General features: G+C 33.7%; 18 protein-coding genes. 14 read left to right on the forward strand and 4 right to left on the reverse strand.

The features are described 5' to 3' along the window. Nucleotides 1–13: 13 nt before the first annotated feature. The 4 genes from Q0845_RS22270 (at nucleotide 14) to Q0845_RS22285 (ending at nucleotide 4665) form a co-directional block, all read left to right on the forward strand. On the forward strand, nucleotides 14–871 hold the full coding sequence (locus Q0845_RS22270; protein ID WP_298518149.1) for a pirin family protein: 858 nt from the start codon (nucleotides 14–16) through the stop codon (nucleotides 869–871). A 332-nt stretch (nucleotides 872–1203) separates the two neighbouring features. Further along, on the forward strand, nucleotides 1204–2304 hold the full coding sequence (locus Q0845_RS22275; RefSeq protein ID WP_298518151.1) for a hypothetical protein: 1101 nt from the start codon (nucleotides 1204–1206) through the stop codon (nucleotides 2302–2304). Between the two features lie 585 nt (nucleotides 2305–2889). Then, nucleotides 2890–3606, forward strand: coding sequence for a pirin family protein (locus Q0845_RS22280; RefSeq protein ID WP_298518154.1), 717 nt, complete (start codon nucleotides 2890–2892; stop codon nucleotides 3604–3606). A gap of 120 nt (nucleotides 3607–3726) precedes the next feature. Then, nucleotides 3727–4665, forward strand: a complete 939-nt coding sequence (locus tag Q0845_RS22285) for a glycosyl hydrolase family 17 protein (protein ID WP_298518156.1) — start codon at nucleotides 3727–3729, stop codon at nucleotides 4663–4665. 266 nt (nucleotides 4666–4931) lie between these two features. Here the strand turns inward: Q0845_RS22285 and Q0845_RS22290 are convergent, their stop codons facing one another. Beyond that, nucleotides 4932–5216 (reverse strand): hypothetical protein, encoded by a 285-nt coding sequence (locus Q0845_RS22290; protein ID WP_298518159.1) that lies wholly within the window; start codon nucleotides 5214–5216, stop codon nucleotides 4932–4934. A gap of 419 nt (nucleotides 5217–5635) precedes the next feature. On the opposite strand from Q0845_RS22290, the gene Q0845_RS22295 reads away from it, so the two are divergent. From Q0845_RS22295 to Q0845_RS22320, 6 genes are all read left to right on the forward strand, one after another. Further along, nucleotides 5636–7660 (forward strand): NADPH-dependent 2,4-dienoyl-CoA reductase, encoded by a 2025-nt coding sequence (locus Q0845_RS22295; protein WP_298518162.1) that lies wholly within the window; start codon nucleotides 5636–5638, stop codon nucleotides 7658–7660. A gap of 24 nt (nucleotides 7661–7684) precedes the next feature. After that, complete coding sequence (locus tag Q0845_RS22300) at nucleotides 7685–8221, forward strand: hypothetical protein (protein ID WP_298518165.1); 537 nt, start codon at nucleotides 7685–7687, stop codon at nucleotides 8219–8221. A gap of 91 nt (nucleotides 8222–8312) precedes the next feature. Next, a complete protein-coding gene (locus Q0845_RS22305; RefSeq protein ID WP_298518168.1) occupies nucleotides 8313–9068 on the forward strand; it encodes an isocitrate lyase/phosphoenolpyruvate mutase family protein in 756 nt (251 codons plus the stop codon). Continuing rightward, nucleotides 9069–10127, forward strand: a complete 1059-nt coding sequence (locus tag Q0845_RS22310) for a bifunctional transcriptional activator/DNA repair enzyme AdaA (protein WP_298518171.1) — start codon at nucleotides 9069–9071, stop codon at nucleotides 10125–10127. It begins immediately after the preceding gene. A 112-nt stretch (nucleotides 10128–10239) separates the two neighbouring features. Continuing rightward, nucleotides 10240–10950 carry a cytochrome c gene (locus Q0845_RS22315; protein ID WP_298518174.1) on the forward strand — a complete coding sequence of 237 codons (711 nt, stop codon included), beginning with the start codon at nucleotides 10240–10242 and terminating at the stop codon, nucleotides 10948–10950. A gap of 166 nt (nucleotides 10951–11116) precedes the next feature. After that, on the forward strand, nucleotides 11117–11530 hold the full coding sequence (locus tag Q0845_RS22320) for a hypothetical protein (protein ID WP_298518177.1): 414 nt from the start codon (nucleotides 11117–11119) through the stop codon (nucleotides 11528–11530). A 202-nt stretch (nucleotides 11531–11732) separates the two neighbouring features. Here Q0845_RS22320 and Q0845_RS22325 read toward each other — a convergent pair whose 3' ends face one another. Then, nucleotides 11733–12623 (reverse strand): TraB/GumN family protein, encoded by an 891-nt coding sequence (locus Q0845_RS22325; protein ID WP_298518180.1) that lies wholly within the window; start codon nucleotides 12621–12623, stop codon nucleotides 11733–11735. Nucleotides 12624–12903: 280 nt separating this feature from the next. Here Q0845_RS22325 and Q0845_RS22330 point away from each other — a divergent pair, with 280 nt between their 5' ends. From Q0845_RS22330 to Q0845_RS22340, 3 genes are all read left to right on the forward strand, one after another. Then, a complete protein-coding gene (locus tag Q0845_RS22330) occupies nucleotides 12904–13080 on the forward strand; it encodes a CAL67264 family membrane protein (protein ID WP_298518361.1) in 177 nt (58 codons plus the stop codon). 148 nt (nucleotides 13081–13228) lie between these two features. Further along, nucleotides 13229–13759, forward strand: a complete 531-nt coding sequence (locus Q0845_RS22335) for an RNA polymerase sigma factor (protein WP_298518183.1) — start codon at nucleotides 13229–13231, stop codon at nucleotides 13757–13759. After that, nucleotides 13759–14571 carry an anti-sigma factor gene (locus tag Q0845_RS22340; protein ID WP_298518186.1) on the forward strand — a complete coding sequence of 271 codons (813 nt, stop codon included), beginning with the start codon at nucleotides 13759–13761 and terminating at the stop codon, nucleotides 14569–14571. Before Q0845_RS22335 ends, Q0845_RS22340 begins: the two co-directional genes overlap by 1 nt. 104 nt (nucleotides 14572–14675) lie before the next feature. On the opposite strand, the gene Q0845_RS22345 is transcribed toward Q0845_RS22340, so the two are convergent. Then, nucleotides 14676–14810, reverse strand: a complete 135-nt coding sequence (locus tag Q0845_RS22345; protein ID WP_298518188.1) for a hypothetical protein — start codon at nucleotides 14808–14810, stop codon at nucleotides 14676–14678. Between the two features lie 285 nt (nucleotides 14811–15095). Next, on the reverse strand, nucleotides 15096–15332 hold the full coding sequence (locus Q0845_RS22350) for a hypothetical protein (RefSeq protein ID WP_298518190.1): 237 nt from the start codon (nucleotides 15330–15332) through the stop codon (nucleotides 15096–15098). A gap of 392 nt (nucleotides 15333–15724) precedes the next feature. Between Q0845_RS22350 and Q0845_RS22355 the strand changes: the two genes are divergently transcribed. Continuing rightward, nucleotides 15725–16438, forward strand: a complete 714-nt coding sequence (locus tag Q0845_RS22355) for a hypothetical protein (protein ID WP_298518192.1) — start codon at nucleotides 15725–15727, stop codon at nucleotides 16436–16438. Nucleotides 16439–16487: the final 49 nt, after the last annotated feature.

A 16487-nucleotide genomic window follows, 5' to 3' on the forward strand; every position in this document is an offset into this window, starting at 1 on the left:
AAGAGTAGAAATCATGAAAACACTAAGAAGCATAGCGTACAAAGGAAAAAGTGACTATGTAAATATGGGCGGAAATCTAATTCGCCAACCGTTGCCAACACAAGAACTCGATCAAGTAGATCCATTCTTACTGTTGCATCATTACAAATACGATGTAGGACCGTACAGTCCTGGATTATCATTATCGCCGCATCCACATCGCGGATTTGAGCCGGTAACGTTTCTGTTTCAAGGAGAACAATTACATCGAGATTCTCTAGGGAATGAAGGCATTTTAAAAGCTGGTGATGTACAATGGATGACTTCTGGAAGCGGAATCATTCATGACGAAGGACCAAGCAAAGACTTTGTCGGAACCATGGAAGGAATTCAACTTTGGGTAAATCTTCCAAGTGAGTTTAAGATGACAACACCAAAATACCAAGATATCAAAGCGGAAACGATGCCAGTTGTTCCTGTAGACAATGGAAATGGAAGCATAAAAGTGGTTGCAGGAGAACTCAACGGACAAAAAGGAGCAGCGAGTACTTTTACTGAAATCAATGCATTTATTGTCAATCTCGAAGCCAATGATACCACAACAATTCTGTTGCCAACACATCATGAAGCCTTAATATATTTGGTAGAAGGAGAAACACACGTCAATGACGATCAAACCTTAAAATTAGATCAATTGCAAATGCTTAGATTTCACAAAGACGGAGAAGCCATTGCATTGGAAGCCAATAAAAACAGTACGTTACTAATCCTTTCTGGAGCTCCAATTGAGGAAAAAGTTGCGTCTTGGGGACCGTATGTCATGAACACGCAAACCGAAATCATGGAAGCTTTACGCGATTATCAACAGGGCAAAATGGGACATTTGTATTAGAGGTTAGATTTGAGTATTGAGTATTGAGAAGTTTCAAAATACATTCTGGTGTTCGCAAAGACAGAAACGTATCAACAAAAAAACAAATAGACAGATCAACAAATCAACAAAAAAAACAAATCAACAAAATAAGTTGAATAGTCTATAAATCAAATCAATAGCAGGAAAACAAAGAAACAATGGGCGCAACTCCCGAAAAAAAACGGGAGTCGCGCTTTCAAGTGTTCTTTATACGGATGAGTAAGCTTGTTGCCTAATTAGAAACGAACATTAACTCATTCTGCGTTTCAGAAAAACATAAAAATGATTAAGTTTAAAAAAATCAAAACATAATGAAACGAATACTTTACATACTATTCTTGATATTAAGTCAAACAGTTTTTGGACAAATTAGGTATGAACCGACCTTCATCAATCAATGTACAGATAAAGTTGAAGAAAACGTCCTTTGGTATGTTACAGATTCAGATACAACATATGGATTTGACTATGAGCAATCAAAAAGCATTTCATTACCAAAATTAGGGACATATCAGTTACATTATAATTTTGAAGATCCAATAAAAATAGAAATTCTAGATAGCGGCGTCAATAGAGATACATTATTATTGAAAAAAATAAGCCTAGCAATTTATGTAAGTAATCCTCCGCATTCAGAATATTTTGATTGTGATAGTCTTGCAAATGGTAAAATTACAGATTTCTATATGAATGGAAATAAGCGAATGCAAGGCGTTTTTAAAAATGGACAGCCAGTTGACAGTCTCTTCTCATATCACAGAAACGGCCAGTTATCAGAATTGTTCATACAGAATAAAAAGAGTTGGAAAAAGAGCATTTATTTTAAAAATGGTCAATTGCACTCAGTGTATAATACGAAGAAACGATTTGAAAAAGAGTATTATCAAAATGGTCAAATAAAAAAAGAAAGATCTTGGTCTAAAAAATACCACGTAAAATCAACAGAATATTTTCAAAATGGACAAATTAGCAAGCAATGGAATCGTAGAAAATTAAAAATATTTAACAAAGAAGGAAATCTAATTGAGAAAATAAAAAGAAAAGAATTTTTAGTTTTAAGAAGAATTTTTTCCAAAGATCCTTATGAACGAAATAATAGATTCTATAAATACAAATGGGAAACATTTACTCAAAATGAAATGCCTAAAAGAAAAATAGTTTTTCATGAAGAAGGATTTCTAATGACACCTTTTCCCGACAGTATTCAACAAATAAAACCTTTTTTATTTGACAATATAACGTTCTTTAAAAATGGACAAGAAATCAAAAAACTAGAATCAAAATTTGTCCCTGAAAATGGTAAGTACATATATAAATTATTTATTTACAGAAAAGAAGAAAACGAGTGGATTGAAGAAAAAGTAACAGCAATTGATGACGTACATAAAATAATTACTGCTTATTCAAAATAATTGCGTTGTCTTTTAATGATTATGGCGTAACTCCCGAGAAAATCGGGAGTCGCGCTTTCGAGAGTCGCTCTCTACGAGGAGCTTCAACAAATCTCTCAATCGCTTACGCGGTTCAAAAAGTATTGAGGTTTTAGTATTGAGTATTGAGAAATTTCAAAGTACAGCCTCAGACTTTCAAAGACCAAACCAATACTTCGATAGCCTCAACATAAACAAAAAAGAAGTATAAAAGTTTATAAGTTGAACAGTTTACACTAGGTAACAAAAAGGAAGTAAATAACACAGCCCAAAACAAATCAACAAATAGACGAATCAACAAAAAGAAGTATAAAAGTTTATAAGTTGAACAGTTTACACTAGGTAACAAAAGGGAAGTAAATAATATAGCCCAAAACAAATCAACAAAAAAGAAGTATAAAAGTTTATAAGTTGAACGGTTTACACTAGGTAACAAAAAGGAAGTAAATAACACATCCCAAAACAAATCAACAAAAAAACAAATAGACGAATTAACAAAAAAGAAGTAAATAACTTAACCCAAAACCCAAAACCCAAGACCCAAGACCCAAAACAAACAACAAAAAAATGAAAACAACAGTTCACAAAGCAAATACAAGAGGAAAAGCTGACCACGGATGGCTCAAAAGTTACCATAGTTTCAGCTTTGCAAATTATTACGATCCAGAGCGCATGGGATTTGGACAATTACGCGTCTTAAACGACGATATCGTACAACCAAAAATGGGCTTCGGAACACATCCACATCAAAATATGGAAATCATTTCTATTCCGTTAAGTGGTGCATTATCACATAAAGACAGTATGGACAATAAAAGAGCCATTACGGTTGGTGAAGTACAAGTCATGTCGGCAGGAACAGGTTTGCAACATTCTGAGTTCAATGATAGCAAAACCGATGAGGTCAACTTTTTACAACTATGGATTCAACCACAAGAATTAGGTGTTGAACCACGTTACGAGCAAAAACAATTTGATCAAAGCAAACGCGAAAATCAATTCCAAACAGTCGTAGCTCCAAAAGATAATGTCATCGATGAAGCACTTTGGATTCACCAACAAGCATACATTTCATTAGGAAACTTTACGGCATCACAAACAGTAGACTTTCAACTCAATGATGCTTCTCACGGAATCTATGTTTTTATCCTAGAAGGTTCCATTGCTATTGGAGGCGAAACGCTTGCTACCAAAGATGCACTAGGCATTTGGGAAACAGGAAATGTAACCATGAATATCAAAGAAGATTCTAAAATTTTAGTGGTTGAAGTTCCAATGAATTAAATAGTTGCTCCACAACAAACGCATATCACACATAAAAAAGACTATCTAGAACATGAAGTTATAGATAGTCTTTTTCTTTTTCCAACTTTTTATACCTACCTTTTCAAAAAACGAACCACCATGAGCAACACAAATTCATTATTTGGAGGTAGTGATATGATGGGCGTATGTTACGCTCCTTATCATCAAGCTGCTACCGTAAAAAAATCATCCTACACCAAAGCAGATGTAGATGCAGATTTAAAAATTATTAGTGATTTCAACATGACATTTATTCGTACGTATACAGTACAAGGATGTCAGCAGCATCTCCCCGAATTGTGTAAAGCACACAACATAGGTCTTGCTTTAGGCGCATGGATTTTTCAAGGCGATAGTGCAAGCACACATACAGAAATAGATACAGCGCTTACGCAAGCAAATGCACATCCAGATATGGTAAAAGTCATTGTCATAGGAAATGAAGTTGATCTGGCTTCAAATAACTATACGCTTGCAGAAGTAGAGGCAGCTTTTAATTACGCAAAAACACAATTAGTCAACTATCCAAAAATCAGCAATGTTCCTTTAACTATTTGTATGACCGGATCAGGTCCAATACCTCAGAAAGCACCTAATATTAACTGGTCATCATTATTGCCGCTGATGCAGGACTATGCATTTCTAACCATTTATCCGTGGTATGGACAAAAAGTGAATAATAAATTTAATCCTAATGATATTACTGCAAACATGCAGTATTCTTATAATAATGGAATGGCACAAGCTATAGCGGCAGGATTGGAAGTAGTTATTGCAGAAATTGGTTGGCCAACTGCTGGAGATACTACAGCGGATACAAATATAAAAGCATCAGTAGCCAATTTTAAAGCAACATGTACATGGATTAACGGCACAAATATATATAAGAAGGCTTTCATTACGATGTGGTTTGAAATGTTTGATGAACCATGGAAAACAGCTGAAGGCCCTTGGGGACCGCACTGGGGAATTTATGGTTCAGGTGTTTCTCCCGAATTAAAAAAAGATGGTTCAACAAAATTCACCATTTGTAGTTAAACTACACCTAAAGAATCTAAAATCGAACTTATTGTATGAGGATTTGAAGCAAATTGGAGAATTAACAAAAGAAAAGAAAGCTTTGTTACTAGTATCATAATCATTAACATAAAAGAAATAATACAAAATGTATAATTTTTAATACATGAGTACTATTTAAAAATCCTCAGAAATTATGAAACAACAGTATAAAATAAAAGCAAACCGAATTAAGTTAAGATCGAAAGATTTTTTCTTTCGACCTTAACTGTATTTAAGCATTTTTTCTAATCTAAATCATTGGTCTCTCCGCAATGCAAATCGGAATAGTTACATATAAAAATCGTATTCGGATTACAATCATTATAGTCGCTGTTAGTACAATAAAAATTTATAGAAACAATACAGGTATCATGTAATTTTGAATGATTATCACAAGTTACATCATAAGAAATATCTGTAGTGCAAGTATTTCCAGCACTATTTGGTCCTTGCCCTTTAATTTGAGCGGATGATAAATTCGATACAAGCTTCTTATTGAGCTTTAACGATTTAAGATTCTTTTTTTTCATGGTTTTAATGTTTATGGTTTATAATAATATAACAAATTAAAACAGTAAATTCCTACAGTGAAATAAATAATTAACAATTAAACAGTAGTTATTATGAAAAGGAAACACTTATTAGGCTCTTTAGAAGAAATAAAAAACTAACTTTCTTCTAAAAGTAAAATCCCAACACAACCGTTGAGATTTTTATTAAGAAGAAATTTCTTAGTACACCATAAGTTAATCAAACTCAAAAAGCCCAAGCAAAAGTTTAGGCTTTTTCTTTTCAAACAACCACAATTCTTAAGCAATCACCGAAAAATATTCGCCACTTCTCAAAAATTAGTTATATTGCATAATGTTATGCGTGCATAATAAAAACAAACGATTCACATTGGTAGAATTATAGTATATTTAATACAACCACAAAACCATCAGCATAGATGAAGTATAAGCATATTTTTGAACCATTGGATTTAGGATTTACAACACTTAAAAACAGAGTGTTAATGGGTTCCATGCACACAGGTTTAGAAGAAGAGAAGAACGGATTTGAACGATTGGCTGCATTTTACGCAGAACGTGCAAAAGGAGGCGTTGGATTAATTGTTACAGGAGGAATGGCACCGAGTGTACGTGGTTGGTTGACACCTTTTTCATCGCGAATGAGCACGAAGAAACATGCCAAAAAGCATAAAGTAATCACGGAAGCAGTACATCAAAATGGCGGAAAAATATGTATGCAAATTCTACATGCTGGTCGCTACGGTTATCATCCGTTGAATGTAGCTCCTTCGGCAATTCAATCGCCAATTACACCATTTAAGCCTAAAAAGTTGAGTGGGAATGGTGTAAAAAGAACGATCAAGAGTTTTGCGAAATCAGCAGAATTGGCAAAATTAGCTGGATATGATGGAGTAGAAATCATGGGTTCTGAAGGATATTTGATCAATCAGTTTACAGTAGAACATACAAACAAACGTACAGACGAATGGGGCGGAAGCTATGCAAATAGAATGAAGTTTGCTGTAGAAACGGTAAAAGCTGCACGAGAAGCTGTAGGAAAAGATTTTATCATCATATATCGTTTGTCCATGCTCGATTTGGTAGATAAAGGAAGTAGTTGGGAAGAAGTAGTAGCATTAGGAAAAGCTATTGAAAAAGCAGGCGCAACGATTATAAATACTGGAATTGGTTGGCATGAAGCCAGAATTCCTACCATTGCAACTTCTGTTCCAAGAGCTGCTTTTACTTGGATAACGGAACGTATGAAAAAGGAGATAAGCATTCCTTTAATTACATCAAACAGAATCAACATGCCAAGTGTAGCCGAAAAGGTTTTGGCAGATGGACATGCAGATATGATTTCGATGGCACGCCCATTTTTGGCAGATGCAGATTGGGTAAATAAAGCCGCAGAAGAAAAAGACGAAGAAATCAACACATGTATTGCATGTAATCAAGCATGTTTAGATCATATATTTAGTAAAAAAGTAGCGAGTTGTTTGGTAAATCCAAGAGCTTGTCACGAAACAGAATTCGATTATAAACCTGCAAGTATCAAAAAGAAACTAGCCGTTATTGGAGCTGGTCCAGCAGGTATGGCAGCAGCAACCATTGCAGCACAACGCGGACATGAAGTTACATTATTTGACGATCATGCTGAGGTTGGTGGACAATTTAATATTGCAAAACAAATTCCTGGAAAGGAAGAATTCTATGAAACCATTCGCTATTTCAACAAACAAATAGAATTGCATAATGTTGAACTACAATTAAACAAGCGTATCACTGCCGATGAGCTTTCGCAAGGAAATTTTGAAGAAATTATTCTGGCAACAGGAATTAAACCAAGAACTCCAAAAATTGAAGGCATAGAACACGAAAAGGTATTAAGCTATTTAGATGTACTAAAGCATAAAAAACCAGTTGGAAAACGTGTTGCTGTCATTGGAGCAGGAGGAATTGGCTTCGATGTTTCCGAATATTTATCGCATGAAGGAGAAGCTACTTCGCAAAACATAGATGCTTGGTTGGCAGAATGGGGAATTGATAAAACTCTAGAAGCACGTGGCGGAATCGAAAATATGAAACCTGATTTTCACGGTTCGCCAAGAGAAATTTTCATGTTCAAGCGTAGCAAAGGAAAGTTTGGAGGTAATCTAGGAAAAACAACAGGTTGGATTCACCGAGCAAACTTGAAAAAGAAAAAAGTAAACTTTATCAACGAAGTTCAGTATACAAAAATTGACCATGAAGGATTGCATTATACACAAAACGATGAAGCCAAAGTATTGGCTGTAGACAATGTAATTATCTGTGCGGGACAAACACCATTAAAAGAATTATTTGAACCGTTAGAAGCCAAAGGAATGAAAGTTCATGTGATTGGTGGAGCAGACATCGCTGCAGAATTAGATGCCAAACGTGCCATTGATCAAGGAAGCCGATTGGCAGCGAAATTATAGAAGTATAAATCCAACACGTATATTTTGAGCTCTAAAGATGATTATGCAAACGAACTATTATTTTTTGGAGTAACCTGTATTGTTTGCGCCTTCTATTTTTTTGCACCTACCTTATTAACTTCTCAATCATCTTTAATTGAACAGAAAGGTACAGTTATCTATGTGAAAACAACGTATATTCCTGTGGGAGATAGTCGTTCAAAAAGTACAAAAGCTAGATTGGCAATTCGTCTAGAAAATGATCCTAAATTTTATTCAATCTTCAAAAATATAGGAAACGATCGTTCTTATAAATTATATGAAGACATTGAAAGGCGACTCGAAAAATCTGGAAGCGCAAGTATTTGGATTCAAGAAGGTGAATTGAAAGACATAGAACCCAAAGTATTTCAAATCGCTACAGGAATAGGAAACATTCTGTATGATATGGATGATGCAAAGTCAGAATTACGATGGGTATTTCCCTTTTTATTAGTCTGTGGATTTGTAGGAATTGGAGCGTTTGGACACCATAAATACCCTGGATTATTCAATAAATTAAAAGAATACTGGAAGTCATAAAATCCTATTTTATAAGCTAAAAAAATACACGTCCAATTTTCGGTTGCGGACTAAACTTCATCATAGTTACTTTGCTTTAAAATATAAAAAGATGGAGTTTAAAAATTTACACAATCAAGATAAACCATTAATAATTGCGAATGTTTGGGACGTACCAAGTACGAAAACAGCCGAAGAATTAAACTTTCAAGCAATAGGAACTTCAAGCTCAGCAATTGCCTCACTTTTAGGATATAATGATGGTGAAGAAATAAAGTTTTCTGAATTGGAATATTTTATAAAACGAATTGTTAGTAACACAAATTTACCTTTGTCGGTCGATTTGGAATCTGGATATAGTCGTGATCCGGAAAAAATTGTTCAACACATTAAAAAACTATCAGCATTAGGCGTTGTTGGAATTAATATTGAAGATAGTATAGTTAATGAGAAACGAGTTTTATTAGACGCTAATGACTTTGCAAAGACACTCACGGAAATAATACAACAGTTAAAAAAAGAAAATATAGCTATTTTTATAAATGTGAGAATTGATACGTTTATGTTACTTCAAGAAAACGTACTTCAAGAAACAAAAAAAAGGATTCAACTATATGAAAATGCTGGCGTAAATGGAGTTTTTGTTCCTTGTATTGAAAAAGAAAATGATATAAAAACGATTGTCAATTCAACAAGTTTGCCCGTCAATGTAATGTGTATGCCAAATCTTCCAAATTTTGAAACACTAACAAAATTAGGCGTCAAACGAATAAGCATGGGGAATTTTCTTTTTGACAAGATGTATGATAAATTTGAAGAAACCGTAAAGCATGTGTTAAGTCAGAATTCTTTTAAATCTATTTTTTAAATGTTAATCACGGATAACAACAAAATTGAAACGTATTATCAAGCGCTGTTAGACAGAAAACAAAGTTTTGTTGGTATTTTCTTTGTTGGAGTAAAAACGACCTCTATTTTTTGTATTGCGACTTGTAGAGCACGAAAACCCAAGCGGAAGAATGTTGAATTTTATACATCTTTTAAAACGGCTTTAGCTAATGGATACAGACCTTGTAAAATTTGTAAACCTACAGAAAATACGAATCAAGCACCTGAAATAGTTGAAAAAGCGATTCAAATGGTAAAAGAGCATCCTACAGACAAAATAACGGACTTTCAATTAAGACAAAAAGGAATTAGCCCAGAAGTAGTACGCAGATGGTTTAAAAAGAATTATGGTATGACGTTCCAAGCATATCAGCGAATGTATAGAATAAACAATGCTTTTCAAGAATTAAAACAAGGAAAGAATGCGACACATACTGCTTTTGATTCGAGTTATGAATCGTTAAGCGGATTTAATTACACTTTTAAGAAACTGATAGGAGAATCGCCAAAGCACAGTAAAAATAAAAACATAATCCTCATAAACAGACTCACAACACCGTTAGGTCCCATGTTTGTTTGCGCAACGGATAACGGAATTTGTTTGCTGGAATTTGTAGATAGACGAATGCTTGAAAAAGAATTCAAAGATTTACAAAAGTTATTGAATGCCACGATCATTTTGGGCGAGAATCTGCATATTAAACAAGCCAAGAAAGAAGTCAAAGAATACTTTGAAGGAACGAGAAAAGTTTTTGATCTACAACTGGAAACACCTGGAACTGAATTTCAAAATTCTGTATGGAACTATTTGAAAGATATTGAATATGCTAAAACGGTAACATATCAACAACAAGCAGAAAAAATAGGCAATCCTAAAGCTGTACGAGCAGTCGCTTCTGCAAATGGTTGTAATCGAATTGCTATTGTGATACCTTGTCATAGAGTGCTAGGAAAAGATGGAAAAATGACGGGATATAGTGGTGGAATTGAACGAAAAAAATGGCTTATTGAGCACGAACGAAAAAACTCCAAGTCATAAGAATATTCTAAAAAACATAAAAAAATCCGCAGTATTCCAGCATGAATATTGCGGATTTTCTTTTAAAAAATAGTAAATTTATGGTGTCTTTCCCTCAGATAAAAATTCCTAAATGAAGAAAAATATAGTAACTACTTTCGTAATTACACTGCTACTATTAAGTATTGTATTTGCATTACCTAAAGAAAAAACGAAATATACATTACAAGTAGCATCGAATATTGAAATACAGCAAGACACTATGTTTACTTATGGAAAAGCATTATTTAAAGAGAATTGCAGAGCCTGTCATTCACAAGATATGATTCGTACATCAACAGCACCGCCATTAGGAGGCGTAACGAAGAAACGAAACAAAGAATGGTTATACAAATTCACCAAAAACTCATTAAAAATGTATAAAGAAGGAGATAGTCTTGCTGTAGCCATAGGTGATGAATATTGGGGATTAATGACATCCTTTCCAATGTTAGCGGATAAGGATTTAGATAAAATCTATTATTATGTAGAAAAGCGTTATGAAATGTCGCTACAAGGAATTCCAGTCCCAATAGAATTTGAATTTAAAGCAGCTGAAAACAACAATGCCAAAGCTTGCACGCATATTTTAATTGATAAAGAAGATATTTTAAACGTATCCGTTTCAAAGACCAGACATTGGACATTTAGTTGCAAACGTACATCACACAGCAAATCTAACTGGAAAAAAACTACGTTAAAGGCAATGTTTGATTATGATAAATCTGTCAATGAAATAGCAGCTTTAGTACATGATTTTTCAGCTTTTAGAAGCTCTAAAACTTCCTATTGGGATTTTAAGTAAGTCTCATGGTATCACATATAAAACAAGTGAAGTTATATAGAAATTTTTATCAGTGTTACACAAAATATAATTAAAGAAAAACCAATGGATAGAAAAGAAATTATAGATAAAAAACAGCTTTTTGAACTGATTGAATTCATCTTTACAGACACTAAAAACGAGTTTTATGAATCCTATTCAGAAATGGAAAAAAGAGCTTGTTCGAATGCATACATTTTCGGAGTTTCAACACTATTTTGAAAATGGAATCGCGAATGGAAAAGTACATTTCGGATTTGGCATTTATCATCCTGAATCCAAAGGTAAATTCTTCACTTCAAAAATAGCACTTGATCCAAAATATTGTAACGGAAACACATTTCGGTATAGAATAGATGGTTGGGCAATCATTGCGATTCACCTTGATTTACAAAATGGAGAAAACCAGATGGAATGTAATATATCTGTAAACTCAAAGGAAAGAGCTAAAGATTGGAATAATACAAATCCTGAATTTGGAAATCCTGAATTATGGGATTGGAAGTTTGTAAAAAGTAACGCTCAAAAAATAATTAATCAACTCAAAAAAGTGGCGAAGTAAGGAAAATAACCGCCAATCATATCAAAGCACAAAACATAAAAAATCCGCAATGTTCATTTTAGAATATTGCGGATTTTTTTATATCATCTAAAAGTTGTCGCTTTTGCGGGAACAAATACAATTGCGCAGCAATCCAAAGAGCTCCAATTTCGCAGAAACAATTCTAAAAGCGAAGAGGTCTAACAGCAAAGCGCTCTAAAACCTAAAGAACCGGTTCCACCGTATATCCTTGCTTTCTCAATAAGTTAATCACACCTTGATCTCCTGGCAAATGCAACGCACCAACACCAATAAAAGCAGGCGCTTCTTTTGTAATATTCTCAATTAATGGAATCCAATTTCTATTGCGTTGATCTACTAAATTATCTTGAAAATCTGCTTCCAAACCTTGTTCTGTCATCACAGATAACAAACCTTCCAAATCTTCTGCATTGTAATATTTGGTCATTTCTTCAAAGCTTTTTTTGCTTTCATCCATGCCGCTAGTTGCCATTTCTACCAATGATTTCAATTGTTCTTCGTATGGAATATTATCAAATACTTTCATTTGATCAGCAATCGTTTCCAAGCCAATAACATCTTCTTTTTGTTCTTTAGCAACTTTCATAAACTCAGTTTCATACGCAGTTCCATTATCACAAACAGCCATTTTTGCTGTAATTGCTGAGGTAATTGCTAGCGGTTTCATAGTATTGAAAAACTTTAAATCCATACCAACTTGTTCTTGGAAAAAATCTGATAGGGTTTTATAATCTTTATCATTCATCAAGCCTTTGATGGTTTTGCCATCTTCCAAAAAGATATGCTTCATCATATCTGCTTGCAATTTAGGATCGGACATGTCAATCTCTAACACCAAACGTTCAGTCTCATCAAATGCTTTTCTAAGCTTATCTGTATAATTATAATCACAGGTTAGGTGAATAGTTCCGTATAGATAAGAAGGTTTTTCTAAACCATTTCCAGAAATTTTCCAGAGTAACGAATTTTCTAATTTTGCAGTTGTAGTACTTTTAGCAACAGATTTGCTAGAATTACAACTCATAAATAATGCGAGTACAGAAAGTACTAATAGGGACAGTTTTTTATTCATAAATTAAATTTAATGCGTCTGGGAACGCTCTTTTTTTTGATAAAGATACTAAAAATATATGCGTAGACTTGGAAAGCACACTCGAAGTCAATTTGAAATGCTTATATTATTTTTTTTAGTTTTTTAGATTAAAAATTCGATATTTGTATTTCACAAAAGCGCAAAGGATAGAGGCATTGTTGAAGCTCCTCGCAGAGAGCGACTGCCGAAAGCCTGACTGCATAAACACTGAGCGGAGTCGAAGTGTGTTGCAGATGCGCCAAAATATCAAATTATGGGAATGAATAAAAATACAGTATTAGGTTGGGCTACATTAATAATGATCATAGTCGGCGTAGGTTTAATTGCACTCGGTGCTTTTCGCTATGACGATGTTGCAGGCTACGGCTTTGCAGCGGTTGGTGTAGGATTTTTTTCTATAGCGTGGGTTTTTAACGCACTAAAAGGTAGAGTATAAAATAAATAACCAAATACAATACATGATAAAGCTTCCATATGTTGGAAGCTTTTTTTTGTTTTAAAAATGAAAATGTAAATGAAAAATTGTAGATTTAACTCTCTAAATATAAAGGCAACTCTTTCTATTTAAAAAGCAATATAATTTCATGGAGTTAGAGATACTCATTGAACAATTTCAAAATAAAGACGCCAAAGCTTTTGAATCGTTATATGAAATGTATAACGAAAGTATTTTTGGTGTGATAAATACGATTGTCAAAAATGATGATATTGCTGCAGAAGTACTACAAGATGTTTTTATAAAAGCATGGAATAAATCGGATGCGTATACCGCAAAGAAAGGTCGTTTTTTTACATGGTTGCTCAATATTGCCCGAAACGCTGCTATTGACAAAGTCCGTTCAAAATCATTTAAAAACGCACAACAAAACCAAGACATTGATTTCTTCGTACATAGTATTGAAAGCAATGATAATTTAGAGCAAAAAATCAACGCAATTGGCATTAAAAAATACATTGGGAAGCTTGCTGAAAAATGCAAGCAGCTCATTGATTTGATATATTTTAAAGGATTCACACAAAAGGAAACCGCAGAAACACTCGAAATCCCGTTAGGAACTGTTAAAACTAGAAATAGAAATTGCATAAGTGAACTTAGAAAAGCACTAGAAGTATAATGGATAGCAAGGAATACATAGCATCTGGAATATTAGAACTGTATGTAGCAGGCGCGCTTTCTGAACAAGAAAACGAGCAAGTGCATGCTATGATGCAACAGTATCCGGAAGTGAAGCAAGAAGTGCTTTCTATTGAAGCTGCTATTGTAGGTTTGACTGCGGCAACGGACCACAGAAAAACAACGATTCCTTTTAGTTCAATTCAAGAGAAATTACAACTTTCGGAGAATGATACGAAGGAAACACCTGTAATTCCAATCAAACCGAAACCATCGCTATTTAGTTATGTTGGTTGGGCAGCAGCGATTGTATTTGCGGCAGGCTTGGTATTTACTATGATGTTGAAAAACGATGTAGAATCGCAAATAGAAATTGTACGAGCTGAAAGAGAAGCTTTAAAAGAACAAATATATCAAGCAAATAGCGATTTAACAGCGGCAAACGAGTTGTTGAATGTATTACGAACCAAAGACATCATTTCGGTGCCACTTGGCGGACAAGCCGTTTCTCCAGATTCATACGCCAAAGTATATTGGGATAAAAGTGCGAACAATGTCTACTTAGATTTACAAGGATTGCCAGTACCACCGCCAGGAAAAGTATATCAAGTTTGGTCTTTAAAGTTAGATCCGCTAACGCCAACGAGTTTAGGTGTCATCGAAGATTTTACTACAGATACAGACAAAGTGTTTGATTTACAAAATGTGAACGAATCTGAAGCTTTCGGAATTACCCTTGAACCAGCAGGTGGAAGTGAATCACCAACAATGGAACAACTCTATACGCTTGGAGTTGTAGCTTCGAATCCATAAACAAAAAGATATAATTTACGGGAACAAAAAATCACGGTTAGAATTTGTTGTTCTAACCGTGACTTGAATTGTATTCATTAGAAAGATGATCTATCTAATCTGCGTTAGTTACAACAATTCGATTTACATGTACAGCAATCACAAGTACAATCCTCGTCTTGCATTCCTCCTTTAATGTCTTCTAAATTACAGACTGCTGTTTTGTTTAATTTCAATGTTTTAATACTGTTTTTTTTCATGGTATTTATATTTAAATGGTTAATAATACAATAAAGGTATGTCTTAAATTAAGAAAAGTATTACATTTATACCATACTATTTTACTCTTATTGTAAGTTAAATAATATAAAAATAAAGAATTAACCCTACTTTGAATATTGTTTAAACGTAAGATTTATCTTATTTTTAAGGTGTTACTGCTTTTTAATTTGTAAAATATAAAAAAGCGAACCACATATTGACAAGCTCAATGTGAAGTCCGCTTTTCCAAGGATATTTCCTTTTTCAGTATTACTAATTCTTTATCAACAATAGTCAGTTTCGCATAAAAAATCTGTATGACATTCAGGGACTTCCGAAAGATGACAATCAGGTTGTTCAGTATGATGTGGGCATCTGTGTGGTTCTAGAGAGTGACAATCTATGACACTAGGAGGGCAACCTCTTGTAAAATTTGGATCTGTTCCTCCGTAAATCTTTTTTCCGTTCAATATAGAAATTGTTTGTTTTCTAAAACGCAGACTCTTTAAGTTTGTTTTCATGATATAAAGTTTAAGTTGGACAATACTTTAAGGTAAAAAAACGAATTGAGAAGTTGTTACGTGAAAACCGTAATTATCAGATAATCAGTATGTTTTGGGCTTTTAGATATAAAAGAGAACTTCTACGGTTCACTTTTTGTTAGTTGTATATACAGCTCTTTAACAAACCCAAGAGCCTCTATTAAAGAAAGAGCTACAATAATCATTGCTACATCCTGTGAGCTGATTACTAGTGCTTGTGCCATCAATTTTTATATAATGTTAACGATTTAAAACTTCTTCTTTATCATGGTATAATTTTTGGTGAAACAATACCTAATATGTATTAAAAAGCAGCAGAAGCAGTAGTGATGTGCTTCAATACGAATATGAATAACCAACCAATTCCTTAAATGAAAAATATAAAACTTTTGTATGTATGGTTTCTTTTTGGCTTTCTTTTTACAGCATGTAATCAGACGCAAGTGAAAAGTGAAGTTCATCAGTCTAAATACTGTACGAATCAAATGAGTTTGTTTTCAGTTCCAGATTCGCTCAAAAAAATAACAATAGATTATCAATTGGAAGCGAAGCCTTTATTAAAATCTATTGAAGAAAAATTGGATACAAATGTATGCGGAGAACTTGTTGGTTTTGGATTAATTCTGGAAAATGAAGATGTAGTCAAAGTGAAGTATCGAAAAATGTGTGATGATGGAATGATAAGTTGTTATTTGGGACGGAAGGAAGCAAACGTAATTTTAAACTTAAAAGGTTTATTATTAATAGAACATGAAATTGTTCCGATGGATAGTGTCAAATTTTGGATGCGTAAAAATTTCTTGAAGAAGAAAGTTATAAAGTATAAACGAACTTCCGTTTTATGGGATGTGGAAACACCAAAAGATAGTATTGAAAAAGCATTTGCGGCGATTAGAGATGGTTATTTGTTAGTTTATGAAAACTTAGCGCAAGAATTGTTTTCTAAGAAAATCTGCGAGCTAAAGACTTCAGAAATAGATACCTTAAAAAAGCGATTGCCGTTTACAGTAGAATTAGATTTAAAAAGAACAATTTTGCTTCCGCCACCACCGCCGCCAATTGAAACGACTGAAGAAGAAGAATAACAAAAAAGACACTTCCTAAAAAGCGCCTTTTCATTAAAACTAATTGTGT

It is taken from the genome of uncultured Kordia sp., assembly GCF_947489565.1.
In the GTDB taxonomy this organism is placed as follows: Bacteria; Bacteroidota; Bacteroidia; order Flavobacteriales; family Flavobacteriaceae; genus Kordia.

Coding starts and splice junctions, on each gene's coding strand:
- Q0845_RS22270 (WP_298518149.1), top strand. CDS start 14: ATGAAAACACTAAGAAGCATAGCGTACAAAGGAAAAAGTGACTATGTA.
- Q0845_RS22330 (WP_298518361.1), top strand. CDS start 12,904: ATGAATAAAAATACAGTATTAGGTTGGGCTACATTAATAATGATCATA.
- Q0845_RS22295 (WP_298518162.1), top strand. CDS start 5,636: ATGAAGTATAAGCATATTTTTGAACCATTGGATTTAGGATTTACAACA.
- Q0845_RS22340 (WP_298518186.1), top strand. CDS start 13,759: ATGGATAGCAAGGAATACATAGCATCTGGAATATTAGAACTGTATGTA.
- Q0845_RS22290 (WP_298518159.1), bottom strand. CDS start 5,216: ATGAAAAAAAAGAATCTTAAATCGTTAAAGCTCAATAAGAAGCTTGTA.
- Q0845_RS22350 (WP_298518190.1), bottom strand. CDS start 15,332: ATGAAAACAAACTTAAAGAGTCTGCGTTTTAGAAAACAAACAATTTCT.
- Q0845_RS22310 (WP_298518171.1), top strand. CDS start 9,069: ATGTTAATCACGGATAACAACAAAATTGAAACGTATTATCAAGCGCTG.
- Q0845_RS22285 (WP_298518156.1), top strand. CDS start 3,727: ATGAGCAACACAAATTCATTATTTGGAGGTAGTGATATGATGGGCGTA.
- Q0845_RS22345 (WP_298518188.1), bottom strand. CDS start 14,810: ATGAAAAAAAACAGTATTAAAACATTGAAATTAAACAAAACAGCAGTC.
- Q0845_RS22275 (WP_298518151.1), top strand. CDS start 1,204: ATGAAACGAATACTTTACATACTATTCTTGATATTAAGTCAAACAGTT.
- Q0845_RS22335 (WP_298518183.1), top strand. CDS start 13,229: ATGGAGTTAGAGATACTCATTGAACAATTTCAAAATAAAGACGCCAAA.
- Q0845_RS22355 (WP_298518192.1), top strand. CDS start 15,725: ATGAAAAATATAAAACTTTTGTATGTATGGTTTCTTTTTGGCTTTCTT.
- Q0845_RS22305 (WP_298518168.1), top strand. CDS start 8,313: ATGGAGTTTAAAAATTTACACAATCAAGATAAACCATTAATAATTGCG.
- Q0845_RS22315 (WP_298518174.1), top strand. CDS start 10,240: ATGAAGAAAAATATAGTAACTACTTTCGTAATTACACTGCTACTATTA.
- Q0845_RS22325 (WP_298518180.1), bottom strand. CDS start 12,623: ATGAATAAAAAACTGTCCCTATTAGTACTTTCTGTACTCGCATTATTT.
- Q0845_RS22320 (WP_298518177.1), top strand. CDS start 11,117: ATGAATCCTATTCAGAAATGGAAAAAAGAGCTTGTTCGAATGCATACA.
- Q0845_RS22280 (WP_298518154.1), top strand. CDS start 2,890: ATGAAAACAACAGTTCACAAAGCAAATACAAGAGGAAAAGCTGACCAC.